This window comes from Dyella sp. 01N448, from assembly GCF_056399225.1.
This window is the reverse complement of sequence record NZ_JBFTQX010000003.1, coordinates 663832-679434: the sequence shown is the minus strand read 5'-3', so window position 1 is coordinate 679434 and position 15603 is coordinate 663832. Positions and strand designations below refer to the sequence as shown.

Genomic DNA, 15603 nt, shown 5'->3' with positions numbered 1-15603 from the left:
GAACATGCCATGCAGCAGCATTTACGCAGGAACCTGGGAGCCGCCCCTGATGCCCACGATCCGCATCCGCATGACCGGCACGCGCGACGATGCCGATACCTTGCTCACGATCCTGCACGGGATCGATGGCATCGAACACGTCGAGGAAATCGACGACGAGACCGCCTACCCGCGCGACGATTCCAGCTCCACCGAACTGCCCGACGACAACGGCAGTGAGCTCTTCATGATCGAGGTGCTTGCCTCCGATCGTTTGCACAGTGACGCCGTGCGCGCGGTGACCGAAGTGGAAGCCTCCCTGCTTGGCGCGGTCGTCGAGTTCGTCGACGAATTCTGACGACGCCCGCGCTGCCAAGGCACGCTCGCCACCAAGGACTTGCGCGACGAAACCTGCGGCGTGTCACAGCGCCTACCTGCTTCGTGCATGGACCATCGGTTACAACCCCCGCTGCGTCTGGCTTTCGCGAGTATGACGAAATCGAACCAAACGCCTCGCCGACGGGGCGCGCCGCATGAATCCGCGCCGAACAAAATCGCGAGAGCCGTGCACCCCACGGTAAGCCGGGCGTGCGGAACTGCGTTCCCATGACTGAATCCCAGCCCTCACCTCAGGACATCCGCCGCATGCGTGATACCCCGAACCGCCCTGGCATTCGCCCCTGGCTGGCCGCCTGCAGCCTGTTGTTGGTACTCGGTCCCGGCGCCGCAGCGGCACGCGATGCGCATGCGCTGTCACAGGACGATGTGGACTGGCTGCGCCGCGACAGCTTCGAGCTCGACAGCGCCACCGTCGCCACATATCGCGACCTGGGCCGTTCCCGCCTGCTCGACCGACAACTCGATGGGCGCATCAGCGACGACCTGCCCGCGCCGATCCAGTCGCTGATCAACTCCTACGAAGCCGCCAATACGCCGACCGAGCAACTGCTGGGCAACCTGCGCGACGAGCAGGAGAAGATCAAGAACATGCCCGACGGCGATGACAAGACCGCCGCCAAGAAAGCGCAGCAACAACACGCCAATGATCTGCTGCAGCAGGCGCAGGAAATCGAACTGCTGCACGCCATCTACGGACCGAACCAGCTGAAGGAACAGATGGTGTGGTTCTGGCTCAACCATTTCAGCGTGTACGGCGCCAAGGGACGTGTGCGCTGGGTGGCGGCCGACTATACGCAGAACGCGATTCGCCCCCACGCGCTGGGCAAGTTCCGCGACCTGGTGATGGCGACGCTGGAAAGTCCGGCGATGATGGAGTTCCTGGACTACGCGCAGAATGCGAAGGGCCACGTCAACGAAAACTATGCGCGCGAGCTGATGGAGCTGCACACGCTGGGCGTGGGCTCGGGCTATACGCAACAGGACGTGCAGCAGCTCGCCCTGATTCTTACCGGCGCCGGCGTGGCGCCATTGCGTGACCCCGGCGTCATGCGCCCTCGCCTTGCCGAGATGGTCGTACGCAATGGCCTGTTCGAGTTCAATCCCAAGCGCCACGACTATAGCGACAAGATGTTGCTCGGCCACACCATCAAGGGCAGCGGCTTCGATGAAATCAGCGAAGCGGTGGACCTGATCACCAAACAGCCGGCGTGCGCGCAGTTCGTCTCGAAGAAAATCGCCGAGTACTTCGTTGCCGATGATCCGTCACCCGAACTGGTGGCGAAGATGGCGCACACCTTCCAGCACACCGATGGCGATATCGCCCAGGTGTTGCGCACGATGTTCGAGTCCAAGGAATTGGCCGCCAGCTATGGCAAGAAGTTCAAGGACCCGATGCAATTCATGGTGTCCTCGGTGCGCATGGCTTATGACGGCAAACCGATCGCCAACGCCAAACCGCTGCTCAACTGGCTCAATCAGCTGGGTGAGCCGGTGTTTGGGCGCCTGACGCCGGACGGCTGGCCGCTCGACAGCGCCGGTTGGTCCAGCTCCGGACAGATGGCCAAACGTTTTGAGATTGCCGGCGCCATCGGCACCGGCAACAACCGCCTGCTGACGCCGGAAGGCCAGCCCAAGAGCGGTGGCGATTTCCCCATGCTCACCACGCGCCTGTATTACGACACGTTTGATACGACGCTGAGCGCGCCCACGCGTGATGCGCTGGCCAAGGCGACGACTCAACAGGAATGGAACACCTTCCTGCTCTCGTCGCCCGACTTCAATTATCGCTGAGGCATCGCCATGAATCGTCGCGAATTTTTGCTTGCCGCTGCCACCGCTGCCGTTGCCGCACCGGCGATGTCGTTCTCCGGCAAGCTGTTTGCCGCACCGGCGAATACGCCGCGCTTTTTGCTGGTGTTTCTGCGCGGCGGCTACGACTGCAACAACCTCTTGGTGCCCTATAGCAGCGATTTCTACTACGAGTCGCGTCCGACCCTGGCCATCGCCAAGCCAGATCCGTACAACACCAACAGCGCCATCGGCCTCGACAGCAACTGGGCTTTGAACCCGGTGCTGCGCGATTCCATCTATCCGTTATGGCAGAAGCGCCAGGTCGCCTTCGTTCCCTTTGCCGGCACCGATGATTTGTCGCGCAGCCATTTCGAAACGCAGGACAATATCGAATCGGGCGAGCCATCGGCACAACGCAGCAATTACCGCTCGGGTTTCATGGCGCGGCTGTCGGGACAGATGAGCACGGTGCCGTCGATCGCCTTTACCGACGCGCTGCCGCTCAGCTTCCAGGGCAGCGGCCGCGACATTCCCAATATCTCGCTGCGCGGCAATCCCAAACCGGTGTACGACGAGCGCCAGGCAGGCATTCTCGCCAGCATGTACCGCAATACCTCGCTGGCCTCCGCCGCGGCGGATGGCCTTGAACTGCGCCAAAGCGTGTCCAAGGAGCTGCAGGACGAGATGGTGAAGGCCAATCGCGGCGCGCCGAACGCCAAGAATTTCGCCGACGAGACCCAGCGCATCGCCACCATGATGCGCGACCAATATCGGCTTGGCTTCGTCGATGTCGGCGGCTGGGATACCCACGTCAACCAAGGCAATACCACCGGCCAACTGGCCAACAATCTCGCCAACCTCGGCAAGGGACTGGCCGCCTATGCCGATGCACTGGGCGACGAATGGAACAACACCGTCGTGGTCGTCGTGTCCGAATTCGGCCGCACGTTCCGTGAGAACGGCAACAAGGGCACCGACCATGGACACGGCACGGTGTACTGGGTGCTGGGCGGCAAGGTGAACGGCGGTCGCATTGCGGGCGAGCAAGTGGCCGTGAATGCGCAGAGCCTGCTGCAGAATCGCGACTATCCGGTGATCAACAATTACCGCGATGTGTTGGCTGGGGTGATGGGAAGAATGTGGGGATTATCGAACAGCCAGTTGTTGTCGGTGTTTCCGGGGGCAAGGCCGCGAGATTTGCAGCTTGTCTGATCGCCGAGTCGCGCACAGGGTGCGCTCCCACAAGGGTGAGCGGCAGCCCTACCCCTGTGGGAGCGCACCCTGTGCGCGACGCTTTTCACCCACAACGGCCATAACGCCCCGTCATCACCAACTCCCAACTCACGCCACCATCAAACGAACTCTCGAGCTTCAGCGTAAACACCTCATCGCTCTCGAACACGTACACATGTCGTGTCTGCCCGCGCGGTGAACTGCGCACGAAGGTCAGCCGCTCGCCATTCCACAATCCCGGCGCCGGCGTGCCCGGCACGAAGCCGTAGCTATCGAACCAATAGAGGCTGTACTGATCATGCTCGGGTTCGGCCACGAACACTGCGTGTACCCGCAATGACGGCTTGCCGTCGCGTTCCTCGCGGTAGTCCTGGATCAGCACGCGCCCATTGAGTTGCATGTGCGCCGAGAACCAGCCCATCGCCACTCCGCCTTGTCCCCAGCGCGTGGTGGCGATGGTTTCCTCGCCCTGCCATTCGCCTGCGAGGCGGGTCAGCATGTTCGCGGACATGACTCAGGCGCCCTCGTTCACGCTGCGCACCAGCAAGCCCTTGGCGATGGCGCCGTGCAGTTTGCCCAGGCCGCGCACCATATGCAGCGTTGCGAACAACAGGAACACGCCGCCGATGCAGGTGAGTATGGCCAGCGGCCAGTAATTGTTGTCGCACAGCCAATGCGGGATGCCGCATTGCAAGTAGATCACATCGGCCACGCTGAGCGCCTTGAGGATCGGCGTGGCGATCAAGCCCAGCGAGATGCTCAGGAAGGTGATGGTGAGCGTGAAATACAGGATGCCAAGCGGCAGCATCAGGATCATGTAGAACATCGTGGTCCAGGTGCGGCCATCGGTGAAGATCGCACCCACGCGCCCCCAGAACGACTTGCTGCCGTTCGTCGGATACGGCGGGCGACGCGGCATGCGCACGCCAAGCATGGTTTCCACGATGCGCCCTTCCAGCAGCGACAGCGCACGCACTGTGCCGAGGAACAAAATCATGAAGGGAATGCCGATCACCAGCACTGCCAGACCCAGCGAAAGCGAAAGCCCGGTCACGGCCCACGTGAAGTAGAAGATGCCCGTGCCCAGTGCCAGCAGCATGTAGAACAAGGCGCCCCAGGTATGGGAATCGACCGCGACGCCAAAGAAGCGGCCCAGTGCCGAGCGACGACGCGGCACCGGCGGCGGACGCAGCGCGCGCTGGATCTTGATCTCCTGGTCGCGATAGATATCGGCAACCTCTTCCGGCGCGCCATAGGTGCTCACCACGTGGGCCAGCATGTCCGCTTCGCTGCGCTTGGGGTCTTCGGCCAGCTCGGCGCGCAAGTGTTCCTCGGCGTCGTACAGCGCATCCTGGATCAAGGCCGGATCCGCGCCCTTGAGCGCAGCGCGCAACTGATTCAGATATTCGGCAATCGTGCGTGGTGCGTTCATTACACCCCTCCTTGCAAAACCCCGTCGACAGAATCGCGCGTGGCCGCCCAGGCTTGCACCCAGTCGCGCAACACCTCGCGCCCTTGTTTGGTGATGCGGTAATAGCGCCGCGGCGGACCGCTGATGGAAGGCTCCACCTCGCTGGCCAACAACCCCGCCCCTTCGAGATTGCGCAGCACCGGATACAGCGCGCTCTGCTTGCCGGCGAGCACGCCTTCTCCCACCTCTTCCAGCCGCTTGGCGATCTGGTAGCCATACATCGGCTGCCGCGACTGCCCCAGCACCGCCAGCAGCACCAGCGACACCGTGCCCGCCGACAGCTCCTTCTGGAATTTCTTCAGATGGCTGCTGTTGTCTTCCACGCCCCACCCGCACTGCTACTCATCATGGAGTGAACAATAGTGTGAAGTTCGTACTAGTGCATGGGTATGAAGTCATGGGAGGCCGCTCCAGATACAAACATTGGTGTCAGAGGGGGGTACAGACATTGGTGTCAGCGCGCTTAGGCGGCTGAGGGGACACGCGGCACCTCGGGACTCGGGGATCAGTTCGCGTGGGTCGGGCGACGGGCTCAGCTCGGCCGCCTAGCTCCCGGACTTGATCGCCTAGGCCGATTTTGACCTTCCCCACCGTCGATGCCGAATGCGATCCCATGCTGTATGTCGTGGTCGCCGGACGCGCGCCGGCCTAGCACCCCGAGGCGAGATAGCTTGTATTAACTCCTACAGATACGTAGAGTTCGTGACCATGCATAAGGCACGAAGCTGGCTGCTGTTGATTCTCACCTTGCCGACCGAGAACGCCACGGCGCGCATGCGCTTCTGGCGCGCTCTGAAAGCGATGGGCTGCGCGGTGCTGCGTGACGGGGTCTATCTGCTGCCCCAGGCCCCTCAACACCGCGAGGCGCTGCAGGAGCTGGCCGACGCCATCGTCGAAGCCGGCGGCACGGCCATGCTGATCGACACCTCAAGCCGCGATGAGACCCAGGACATGTTGTTCCTCGGCCTGTTCGATCGCAGCGAGGCCTACACGGAATTCGGCCAATCGCTGTCCACGGTGCGCAAGTCGCTATCGGGCCTGTCCGCACCCGAAGTGAATCGCCTGCTACGTCGTTTGCGCCGCGAGTACGACGCCTTGCGAGCCATCGATTATTTTCCTGGCGAGGCTACGGTACGCGCCGAAGCCACGTGGAGCGATTTCGTAGGCGTCGTCGATATGCTGCTTTCACCCGACGAACCACACGCCGCCCATGGATCGATTGCACGGCGAAATATCGGCGACTACCAAGCTCGTACATGGGCGACGCGGCGGGGCCTGTGGGTAGACCGCGTTGCCAGTGCCTGGCTGATCCAGCGCTTCATCGATACACAAGCGCGCTTTCTATGGCTGGAGAAGCCCTCGGCCTGCCCAAAAAAAGCGCTGGGCTTCGACTTCGACGGTGCAGCCTTCACCCATGTTGGCGAACGCGTGACCTTCGAGGTGCTGCTGGCCAGCTTCGGGCTGGACGACGATCGCGGCCTGTTACGCCTGGGCCAAATGGTGCACGTGCTCGACGTCGGCGGTGCGCCGGTGCCGGAGGCGGGTGGCTTTGAAGCCTTCCTCGGCGGTGCGCGCGAACGTGGCCTCAATGACGATCAACTGCTCGAACAGGCGGGCTACGTACTCGACTCCCTCTATGCCCATTTCGGCAAAAGCGATACCCAACAGAAGCGCTCATGAGCCGCTCTCCGCGATGCTGCATGTAGCGATGCCATGAATGTTTTCCGTCCCCAAGGAAATAACGCCATGAACAATGATTCTCGCCGCCAATTCCTGCAAACCGCCTCAGTCGCCGTGGCCGGTGCCATGCTAGCTGGCACGGTTCAGGCCGCCGACCAAGTCGGTGCTGCCGCTGGCGCGACGACAGTCGCCAATCCTGCTTTCACGCCGCGGCACCAGCCCAAACCGCTGCCGTTCGATCCGACCAAACTGCACGGCATATCCGAAAAGTTGATCCGATCGCACTGGGAGAACAACTACGGCGGTTCGGTGAAAGCGCTGAACACCGTCAAGCAGAAGCTGGCCCTGGCCCTGACCGACAAGGAAACGCCGCCCTACGTCTACGACGACCTCAAGCGCGAGCACCTGATGCGCACCGGTTCGGTGGTGTTCCACGAACTCTATTTCGAGAACCTCGGTGGCGATGGCCAGGCCGACGAGACGCTGCGCCGCGCCATCGGCGAGGCCTTCGGGAGCTACACGGCCTGGGAGGAAGAGTTCCGCAAGATCGGTGCGGGCCTGGGTGGTGGATCGGGCTGGGTGATACTTGGCTACAACCTGCACACTGGGCAGATCGAAAACTACTGGCTGTGGGACCATCTGCACGGTCCCGCCGCGACCTGGCCGCTACTGGTCATGGACATGTACGAGCATTCCTACCAGATGGATTACGGCGCCGCCGCGCCCAAATACGTCGATGCCTTCTTCCAGAATATCCGCTGGAGCGTGGTGGCAACGCGTTTGGCTAGCGCGCACCGCTTTGCCGAGGCGAGTTAGACCTTCCTAAGCCGATCGCTGGCGTAACTTGCTGGCCTTCGCCCGACCGTTGCCCGTCGTTAAGTGAAAAGAATTTAGGCGACGCGAGCTGGAACGCTCAGAAGTGAACTGCGATCAGCTTCGCGATGAGTGCGTCGGGCGAAATTGCGTCGACCACGGCATTTCTTCGGGAAGCTTCGGTTAGCGCTCGGCTAGGAGATCTTCGATGCAAATCGGAAGATCAAGCACGCTTTACCCGTAGCGAGAGCAAACGGGACGGAGGTAGTTAATTCGAACAATGGCGGTGGGACGCAACTATCTCCGTCCCGTTTGTCGTGTCGCGCGTTTGCCCTCAATCAACGAGCGGACGATAAGCGCGGACCACAGGCTTCGCCCTTTCCAAATCGTATCGCGCCTGAAGTGCCAGCCAGTAGAAGGCAGTGGTGTCGAAAGCCAGGGAGAGGCGGATGGCGACCTTGGGGGTGATGGGGTGAGTGTCGGCGATGAAGGCTTTGATCTGATCGGAGGGTATGCCGGTGCGACGGGCGAGTTGGGCGGGGTTGAGGGCGCTGGGAATCAGGTAGGCGTGCAGCAGGATGTCGCCGGGGGCTCGCAGGGGTTGCGAGGGGTCTACTTCCGAGTGCGGGGTGAGCTGGATCAGTTCCATGGTGGTTCCTCCCTGTCGGACACGGCTCCGCAGCGGCTCAGGCGCTTACAGCGCTCCGTGTCAGTGAATGCTTGGCAACTTCGTCGGTGATCGCCCCGATGCGGCGCATCGCCATGCCGGCCGATGCGCCGCATCGGCGATCATCGGAGACGTGTGGTGGTCACTCGAGGCTCGTCACCGAGCAGGCGGGCGCACTGCTGAAGGCAGTGGATGGCCGCGCCCAGGCTGGCCGTGACGGCTACGGGAAGCGGCCATGGCAGTGGCCTGCCGGGGAATCCCCGCGCCTGCGCGTGGCGGCACTGCTCGCTGTCGAGACGCAGGCGCGTGAGGGCGAGCACCGCCAGGGCGACGTCGCCGCGAGTGCTATGACGAAGGGTTTCGGGCCATGCCACCGCCTCGGATGACGAGTCGTCAGGCGGAGGAGCGAGGGTGTCGTCAGGGGGAACGGACGAGCGAATGCGTACCGTATGATCGCGGATAGCCATGATCAACTTCCTATGAGTTGGGGATGGTTAGCGGGTCGTGGGTGTTCTCAGCACTCACGGCTCGCGCATCATGACTTGGTCGTCATGGTCACCCTCTAAGCCTTGCAGTACGACAGCGAAAGTGACGGATCGACCCTAACAAGCAGGGGCGGCATCGTCTGTCAGGGTTGAGCGAGATGGACGTCCGCGTGGCCGCAGGCGAGCGCGAGGTCTCTGGGCCGGCGAAATGTCAGCGCCCTTCCCTTTGAAAGCAGAAGAGAGCATGCGACTTTCTGCGGAGCAAGCGGGAAGGAGATAGTTTATTCGAACCATGGCGACGGGACTTAATTACCTCGGTCCCGCTTGTCGCGCTCTCGCATCAAATCAGCCTGATTCCCAGCGGGCGCACGGCCCACGCAAACAAGGCAAAGCACACGATGGTGATGACCGCGCTGAGACCGAGTGCCGGCCAGAATCCAAATCGTGCAAAGAGGCGCGGGAACGCCAAGAACATCGGCAAGGTCGGCACCACATACCAGAAGGTGTACCAAGCATGGTTGGTGATTTTCTCAGCCGGCTGCTTTTCGATGTAAAGCCATGTCAGCGCCAGTAGCGTCACCAATGGCAGCGACGCCAGCAGAGCACCCGCCCGATCGCTGCGCTTGGCGACTTCTGACACAGCCACGACGATGGCGGCTGTGATGAAGTATTTCGTAATGATCCAGAGCATGGTCGGAGTCTAACGCGCGGCGGGATCTGCGGATTGAAAAACGTCCGCTATGGATCGAAGGCAGACCCTGTGAATCAAGCTGCCTCGCTTCAACAAGCAGGTGATCTGCACGCGGCGGGAACGTCGTGACAACGGAATCACGCTCGCGGTGCTATTGAACGGTGCGAACCGCCCGAGACACCAGGGGACAGACCACGAGAGGAGGTGTCAGTAATGGCTACGATCACCACGCCGGACGGCGTAGAGATCTTTTATAAAGACTGGGGCTCCGGTCAGCCGATCGTCTTCAGTCATGGGTGGCCCTTGTCGGCCGACGACTGGGACGCCCAGATGACGTTTTTTCTTCAGCACGGCTACCGGGTGATCGCCCATGACCGGCGCGGGCACGGTCGGTCCGAGCAAGTCGGCACCGGCAACGACATGGACCACTGGGTCGCTGACCTCGCTGCACTGACCGAGTACCTCGACATCCACGACGCTATCCACATCGGGCACTCGACCGGCGGTGGCGAAGTGGCCCGCTACGTCGCTCGCCACCAGAAGCGTGTCGCCAAGGCAGTGCTGGTGGCCTCGTTGACACCGAACATGGTGAAAACCGACGCGAACCCTGGCGGCCAGCCGCAGGAGTTTTTTGAAGGGGTCAGGTCAGGCGTGCTTGGCAACCGGTCGGAGTTTTACCGGGCCGTCCCTGAGGGTCCGTTCTACGGATTCAACCGTCAGGGCGCCAAGCCGTCCGAGGCGGTGATCGCGAACTGGTGGCGCCAGGGCATGGCCGGCAGCGCTCAGGCCCACTACGAAACCGTCGCCTCCTGGCTGGAGGACTACACCGAAGATCTGAAGAAGATCACGGTGCCGGTCCTGGTCATGCATGGCGAAGACGACCAGATCGTCCCATTCGCCAGTGCGGTGCCGCGCGCGGTCGACCTGCTCGCGAACGGTAAGCTGAAGACATACCCTGGCTACCCGCACGGCATGCTCACTACCCACGCGGACGTCCTCAACCCCGACCTTCTCGCATTTATCAAATCCTGACGGGACACCCGCCCGAACCAGAGCCAGGCAATTTGAGTGGCGCGCCCATGGGTGTGCCACTCAATCTAAGTGCCGCTTCGCGTCGGAAACGGGGACATCTCGATCGACCTTATGTAACCCCGCAACGGCCGCAATGTTCTACCGTGTACGGCCACCGTCGGCCATTTCGTCGGTACGGAACATGGTTTGCCAGCGCAGTGTCTCTGGCTCCGACGGGTAGGTGGCGTCCGGGCTCCGCGCTGGGCGGGGCTCGATCACCCTGAGGCGATGACCCAGATCCCGCTTGTCCATTGTCTGGATAACTACGGAACGGCAGTCGTGCGAAACGCCGGCATCGAGCGACACGATGCGGCTCCCTGACAGCACCGGCTGCGGGCAGCCTTCATCCGTGGTCACGAGCCAGACATCCTTATGCGATCCGTCCACGGTATAGACGGCAATACGATGATCGCCGAGCGGATCCACGCTAGTCACGACGGCGGTATCGGCGATGCTTTCCACCGCATGGCCGGCGGACTTCATGTAGGCATCGCGCTCGGCGGCCTGCAGATCTTTTTGCGGACCCGCCATGGCAACGCCACTCGCTATCAGCCATGCGAAGCAGGCCAGACTCCAAACCTTTCCCTTGCGCATCTTCATGACGACGCTCCCTGGGACGATGCTCGGTTACCTCTTCTACAAGCCGCGCCCCGCAGGATCAACCGGCGGCGCATGAAGACTGTTTCATGCGCTGTCTCGAGGGATGAGGGCATGGCAAACCAATCGGAAAAGAGACCGAGGTAGTTAACCTAATTAACTGCCTCCGTCCCCTTTTCCGACTCAGACGGCTCCTCGGATGCCGCGAGAATGTCACCCCCTTTGGGGATCTGTACCAACGCGGCGGTCGACAAACCTGACGACGACATTGGCGGCAATGCGAACGAGAGCGGCGCTCCGTTCCACGTCCCCAAGTGAACAAGCTCGTGCACAACATTGCGATGCAGCAGCGTACGGCCACTGTTCTCCCCCGCGCGAACATGGACACTGACCGCACGAGGGTCATAACGCACCAGCCACACGTCGCGGGGCGACGATGCCTGGCCGGCGCCTATCGCAAGTTGGCCTCTGTCCCAGCTCATGGAGGGGCCTTGGCTGGAGGCATGTTCAATGGCCTCGTCGAGCTGGCGGCGATTGGTTCCCACCAGGTCGACCTGACCGTTGATATAGATCTGTGGCGTCCAGACGTTATCGTGCTTCTTGTTATGCGCGTAGTCCCACTGCCTTTGTGTATAGGCGTCTCGAGCAAACGTATCTTTCCACCCGAGGTTATCCCAGTAGGTCACGGCAAAGGACAGCGCAAGAATCCCTGGCTTTCCGGCAATGGCATTGAGGTTGTCCTGCGCGGGTGGGCATGACGAACAACCTTGGCTCTGGAATAGCTCGACAACGACCAGTGGACGCTGTGGCGTCGGCGGCCCGTCCTGTGCGTGGCTTAGGGCTGCGAATCCCCCTGCCCCGATGATGCTGACAAGCAACTTCAGTAACGCTCGAGCAATCATGGCCATGCCCCTCCGAGTCGGTTGTCAGGTCAGCTACGCCTAGTGCGCGCCTTCGTAAAGTACTTCGTTGCGGCCGGAGGCAAAGTTACACGAAGCGGGATGCGCGTATCCGGCCCAAGTCATTGGAGCGTGATACTCGACGAGCGGATAGCCAAGATCCCCGAATGATGGGATGTCGATTGTTCCCGGGGCCACTTTGGGTCGACAGCGGACATTCCCTTCAACGCTTCAACGGACTACGCGACAAGTCGATGTTCTGCACGCAGCCCGCTTCGGCCGCAGACCAGCTGACTCCCTTGTTGACATGGCGCTCTTCAGGAAATCGCGTCTGAGCACACCGTTCTCACGAGGCGCGGAACTGATCAGCGCGGCGGGGGATGGTGTGCTTCATCGCCATTCCTTCCATGCGTCGGTAGCCGCCGTATGTTTACGATCGGCCTGCGAGCAAGTCATCCAGTTGTGCGAACTGTTCGGGCAGGCCTTCCGCCGAACCCGCGAGGGCTTCGTCGAGTGCCGCTTCTGTGGGGTAGAGTTCGTGAAAGGTGACCAGCGTCTTGCCGGCATTTTCTTCGAACGTTACCGTGGTCAATGCGCCTTGGTCGCTATCTTCGTTCGTCCATACGAGGCGCCTGTGCGGCGTTACTTCTCTGTAGGTGCCGAAGAACGCCATCGGTTGATCGAAGGCCGGATGGCTGAACACGAGGCGATACGTGCCCCCGGTGCGAACATCCATGTCGCACGAGACCAGCGACATGCCCACCGACTTCGGAACCCACCACTGCTTGAACAATTCGGGTTTGCTCCACGCTTCGAAGACGATGCGCGCGGAGGCATTGAACGTTCGCCTCACCACGAGTTCGCGGTCGGACATGCGTTCCACGGTGGTGCGGTTCGTGGCGGCGGGACTACCTTTTTCTTCGTTGGGCATCTGCCTTCTCCTTGGATTTCAAGTGCTCGACAAGCTTGTCCAGTGCATCGAAGCGTGCGCTCCATAGTTGGCGGTGCTGCTCGATCCAGGCGGCCTCTTCTTCAAGTCGGCGCTTTCCGAGCTTGCAGGTTCGTACACGCCCGACCTTCTCCGTAGTCACAAGGCCCGCCTGCTCCAGGATGCTGACGTGCTTCTTCATGCCCGTGAGCGTCATGTGAAACCTTTGGGCGAGCTCGGAGATCGAGGCGTCTGAACCCCCAAGCTGCTCCAGCACGCCGCGTCGGGTGACATCGGAGAGAGCGGCGAACGTTGTGTCGAGGCGGGCTTGATAGTGAACCATATGGTTCACTGTATGGCACGCATTGCGGGTTTGCAAGCGGATGATCCGCGGGAGCAAATCGCGCAGTTTGGGCTCGGCCGCTCCGGGCCCAAACTGCGCATGCCTGGCGCAGCCAACGTTCCGACTGGCGCCCTCGGCCTTCCGCGCTGGATTTTGTTCATAAGAGCAGCGTCGCCACTGTGCGCCACTCGCTGGATCATAGGCGTGCCGGTTGGCGGGAACACGATGCCTTGACGCCACCTTCTCGCACGACCGCCATCCGCCTCACACGCCAGGCCGCACGCTCCGTCTACTCTTCCACTCAACGCGAGAACACCGTGGACGCCATCCAATTGCTGAAATCCGAGCACAAAGAAGTCAAAGAGCTCCTTGTTGAGCTCACCGAAACAACATCACGTGCTGTCAAACGACGCGCGGAGCTGATCGCGACGATTCAAACCAAACTGTCCGCACACGTCGCCATCGAAGAAGAAATCTTCTACCCGGCCTATCGGGATGCGGGTGGCAAGGAGCAGGAGAAGATGTATTACGAGGCTCTTGAAGAGCATCGAGCTGCGAAGGACCTGGTTCTAGGCGACCTCTTCAAGACCGAGCCAGATTCAGAGAAATTTTCGGGTCGCGCAAAGGTGCTCAAGGAGCTCATTGAGCATCACATCGAAGAGGAAGAACAGGAGATGTTAAAACAGGCCAAGGAGCTGCTCGACAAGGACCAATTGCGGTCCCTTGGCGAAGCGATGGCAGAGCGGAAAAAGGAATTGGTCGCCGAGGCCAAAAAGCAACAGGCAGCCTGAGCAGGCACTCCCCAGTTGGCAAAGCAAAGCCGGTCGAACAGTTCAGTCGCCGTCTTTGCTCGGCGAGCACATCGACGCCAAACGTGGCGCGTATCTTTATATCGCCGGCCACCCGTCCGGCTCCAACTCATAGCCGCCGCGTAGCAAGGTAGCCTCGATATAGAGCTGCAAGGTCACGTGCATTCTGATATCCGGATCTGCTAACGGCGACCAGTCGTTGCGGACCGAACCCAGCGCTTCGGATGTTTGTCCGTCGTAGTGAAACCTGGCGTGCCAGTGCGTTTGCCCGTCTTGCTCGCGTGATGTCGCTCGATACGAGACGGTGCGGTGCACACCTCTGATGTCGCCCATGGTCGATGTCCTGTAGGGCACCCTGCCGTTGGAGTTTATCCAGACGGTTGTAGGGCATCGTGAAACACGGCGGTATTCACCGTTAACAGGGGAGGCGCACGTCGCTAATGCTCAGCGACTTCTAAAAATGCGTCAAAGCCGTATACCGCCCGTATTTTCTCACGTGCATCGACGGCGTTATCGACTGCGTCGGACTCTAATGTGAAGGGCCCCACGTCGGTCTTATGATGCGCATAATTGGTCACGACCCAGTAGCCGCTATAGTCTTTCTCGCAATACACGTCCCAATGCATGTGGACACTGTATGCCTCCATGGAGCGCTGTGCGGGACGAGGGCTATCGATCTTCAGCTGCCGGTCGGCTAATGATGGCCAGGGTTGCCACGCTTTGACGAAGGAGCTCGCGATACGACGCGCGCATCAAAGCCACGAGGAGTCCGCATGCTTCATGTCAGGTCGAACCATGCCTGTTCGATATCGTTAGCGACGGCTTGGTCGGTTTCGACTACCGTAAAGGTACCGACGCCGAAGACCCTCCCGTTGCGCCTTCCGCTATAGACCCCGTCCTTACGATAGGTCGCGGCCCAAACGACACTGTTCGAGGCTGCATGGGTGTACAGCCCAGTGAAGCTGACTCCATCACTGGTATTGCCGGCTACATCGAACATGGAATAAATCTCTAGAAGGACGCACTGCAGACGCTGCTCCCGCGAGCATGCGTACCCAACCTCGCGCTCGTGCACCAAAGGGCCGCGCAAAGGCGGCCCTCATGGCGATCCAATGGTCGTTACTTCTTCGAATGTCCCGGGTTATCGGACGGCTGTCCCTTCGTGTCCTTTTCATCCTTGGATCGATCGGTACGCTGCGCTTCCTTTTCTTGAGGCGCTTTGGACGGATCCGTCTGCGGGGTGCGGGGTGCATTCATGTTGTTGGCGTTGCTCATGTACTACTCCAGGGCGGTAGGTATGCCGCGGGGTCCACACTGGCCATTGGAGGGTCGCGGCAGCGTGACATCTCTGTTGGGGGCTGATGTTTGCATTCATTCCTTCCGAGTTGTCCGCAACGAAATGCAAAACCTACACACCCATCACGTCTCCTGTGCGCCACCGTGAACTGCAAGGAGAAGTCAGGTCAATTCGCTCGCCGAGCACTTCAAGCGTACGCACCGTGAAAAAAGCAGGTGCAGTCGCACGCCGCAAACGACTAATCTTCCTGGCTCGCTTCCTCCGAATCCGTGCTTGCGAACCGACACGTCCCCGTTTGTGTCACTCTCAACACAATCGCCACTTGGCATAGAGGTCTCGACATGGCTGAGCGTCACGAACGGATTGAGACTGTAGACAACAGCGGCAAGCGTGTTGCCATCACCAAGGTCACGCCGCGGCTGCCGGCAGCATCGGCCAGCGACCCGCACG

The 15603-nt window shown here is 61.1% G+C and carries 19 protein-coding genes; 7 read left to right on the top strand and 12 right to left on the bottom strand.

Translation table 11 applies throughout. The features are described from left to right. The first annotated feature begins 49 nt into the window (after positions 1-49). The 3 genes from AC1DKY_RS07260 (at position 50) to AC1DKY_RS07250 (ending at position 3381) form a co-directional block, all read left to right on the top strand. Positions 50-337 (top strand): hypothetical protein, encoded by a 288-nt coding sequence (locus tag AC1DKY_RS07260; protein ID WP_441604634.1) that lies wholly within the window; start codon positions 50-52, stop codon positions 335-337. A 287-nt stretch (positions 338-624) separates the two neighbouring features. Further along, positions 625-2169, top strand: coding sequence for a DUF1800 domain-containing protein (locus AC1DKY_RS07255; protein ID WP_441604633.1), 1545 nt, complete (start codon positions 625-627; stop codon positions 2167-2169). A gap of 9 nt (positions 2170-2178) precedes the next feature. Beyond that, positions 2179-3381, top strand: coding sequence for a DUF1501 domain-containing protein (locus tag AC1DKY_RS07250; RefSeq protein WP_441604632.1), 1203 nt, complete (start codon positions 2179-2181; stop codon positions 3379-3381). Between the two features lie 85 nt (positions 3382-3466). On the opposite strand, the gene AC1DKY_RS07245 is transcribed toward AC1DKY_RS07250, so the two are convergent. The 3 genes from AC1DKY_RS07245 to AC1DKY_RS07235 are packed head-to-tail and all read right to left on the bottom strand — an operon-like array spanning position 3467 to position 5196. After that, positions 3467-3913: a DUF1579 family protein gene (locus AC1DKY_RS07245; RefSeq protein ID WP_441604631.1), complete on the bottom strand. Its 447-nt coding sequence runs from the start codon at positions 3911-3913 to the stop codon at positions 3467-3469. 3 nt (positions 3914-3916) lie between these two features. Beyond that, complete coding sequence (locus AC1DKY_RS07240) at positions 3917-4834, bottom strand: sensor domain-containing protein (protein WP_441604630.1); 918 nt, start codon at positions 4832-4834, stop codon at positions 3917-3919. Further along, on the bottom strand, positions 4834-5196 hold the full coding sequence (locus AC1DKY_RS07235) for a PadR family transcriptional regulator (RefSeq protein WP_046972573.1): 363 nt from the start codon (positions 5194-5196) through the stop codon (positions 4834-4836). The genes AC1DKY_RS07240 and AC1DKY_RS07235 overlap by 1 nt, the downstream gene beginning before the upstream one ends. A 385-nt stretch (positions 5197-5581) precedes the next feature. Here AC1DKY_RS07235 and AC1DKY_RS07230 point away from each other — a divergent pair, with 385 nt between their 5' ends. Together AC1DKY_RS07230 and AC1DKY_RS07225 are read left to right on the top strand one after the other, a co-directional pair. Beyond that, positions 5582-6553 carry a chromate resistance protein ChrB domain-containing protein gene (locus tag AC1DKY_RS07230; RefSeq protein WP_441604629.1) on the top strand — a complete coding sequence of 324 codons (972 nt, stop codon included), beginning with the start codon at positions 5582-5584 and terminating at the stop codon, positions 6551-6553. A 66-nt stretch (positions 6554-6619) separates the two neighbouring features. Beyond that, the gene (locus tag AC1DKY_RS07225; protein ID WP_441604628.1) at positions 6620-7369 is read left to right on the top strand and encodes a Fe-Mn family superoxide dismutase; all 750 of its coding nucleotides are present in this window, start codon (positions 6620-6622) and stop codon (positions 7367-7369) included. 331 nt (positions 7370-7700) lie between these two features. Here the strand turns inward: AC1DKY_RS07225 and AC1DKY_RS07220 are convergent, their stop codons facing one another. After that, positions 7701-8015 (bottom strand): HigA family addiction module antitoxin, encoded by a 315-nt coding sequence (locus AC1DKY_RS07220; RefSeq protein ID WP_441604627.1) that lies wholly within the window; start codon positions 8013-8015, stop codon positions 7701-7703. Positions 8016-8858: 843 nt separating this feature from the next. Next, positions 8859-9209, bottom strand: coding sequence for a DUF3147 family protein (locus AC1DKY_RS07215; protein ID WP_441604626.1), 351 nt, complete (start codon positions 9207-9209; stop codon positions 8859-8861). 213 nt (positions 9210-9422) lie between these two features. Here AC1DKY_RS07215 and AC1DKY_RS07210 point away from each other — a divergent pair, with 213 nt between their 5' ends. Further along, on the top strand, positions 9423-10241 hold the full coding sequence (locus AC1DKY_RS07210) for an alpha/beta fold hydrolase (protein WP_441604625.1): 819 nt from the start codon (positions 9423-9425) through the stop codon (positions 10239-10241). A gap of 138 nt (positions 10242-10379) precedes the next feature. Here AC1DKY_RS07210 and AC1DKY_RS07205 read toward each other — a convergent pair whose 3' ends face one another. The 4 genes from AC1DKY_RS07205 to AC1DKY_RS07190 all read right to left on the bottom strand — a co-directional run bounded on the left by AC1DKY_RS07205 (position 10380) and on the right by AC1DKY_RS07190 (position 13047). Beyond that, positions 10380-10880 carry a DUF6491 family protein gene (locus AC1DKY_RS07205; protein ID WP_441604624.1) on the bottom strand — a complete coding sequence of 167 codons (501 nt, stop codon included), beginning with the start codon at positions 10878-10880 and terminating at the stop codon, positions 10380-10382. A gap of 149 nt (positions 10881-11029) precedes the next feature. Further along, complete coding sequence (locus tag AC1DKY_RS07200) at positions 11030-11785, bottom strand: DUF1223 domain-containing protein (protein ID WP_441604623.1); 756 nt, start codon at positions 11783-11785, stop codon at positions 11030-11032. Between the two features lie 421 nt (positions 11786-12206). Next, positions 12207-12707 carry an SRPBCC family protein gene (locus tag AC1DKY_RS07195; RefSeq protein WP_441604622.1) on the bottom strand — a complete coding sequence of 167 codons (501 nt, stop codon included), beginning with the start codon at positions 12705-12707 and terminating at the stop codon, positions 12207-12209. Beyond that, a complete protein-coding gene (locus tag AC1DKY_RS07190; RefSeq protein WP_441611081.1) occupies positions 12685-13047 on the bottom strand; it encodes an ArsR/SmtB family transcription factor in 363 nt (120 codons plus the stop codon). Before AC1DKY_RS07190 ends, AC1DKY_RS07195 begins: the two co-directional genes overlap by 23 nt. Before the next feature lie 317 nt (positions 13048-13364). On the opposite strand from AC1DKY_RS07190, the gene AC1DKY_RS07185 reads away from it, so the two are divergent. Beyond that, positions 13365-13838, top strand: a complete 474-nt coding sequence (locus AC1DKY_RS07185; protein ID WP_441604620.1) for a hemerythrin domain-containing protein — start codon at positions 13365-13367, stop codon at positions 13836-13838. A 96-nt stretch (positions 13839-13934) separates the two neighbouring features. On the opposite strand, the gene AC1DKY_RS07180 is transcribed toward AC1DKY_RS07185, so the two are convergent. From AC1DKY_RS07180 to AC1DKY_RS07170, 3 genes are all read right to left on the bottom strand, one after another. Beyond that, complete coding sequence (locus AC1DKY_RS07180) at positions 13935-14189, bottom strand: hypothetical protein (protein ID WP_441604619.1); 255 nt, start codon at positions 14187-14189, stop codon at positions 13935-13937. Between the two features lie 445 nt (positions 14190-14634). Next, complete coding sequence (locus AC1DKY_RS07175; RefSeq protein ID WP_441604618.1) at positions 14635-14856, bottom strand: hypothetical protein; 222 nt, start codon at positions 14854-14856, stop codon at positions 14635-14637. 119 nt (positions 14857-14975) lie between these two features. Next, positions 14976-15131, bottom strand: coding sequence for a hypothetical protein (locus AC1DKY_RS07170; protein WP_441604617.1), 156 nt, complete (start codon positions 15129-15131; stop codon positions 14976-14978). Positions 15132-15603: the final 472 nt, after the last annotated feature.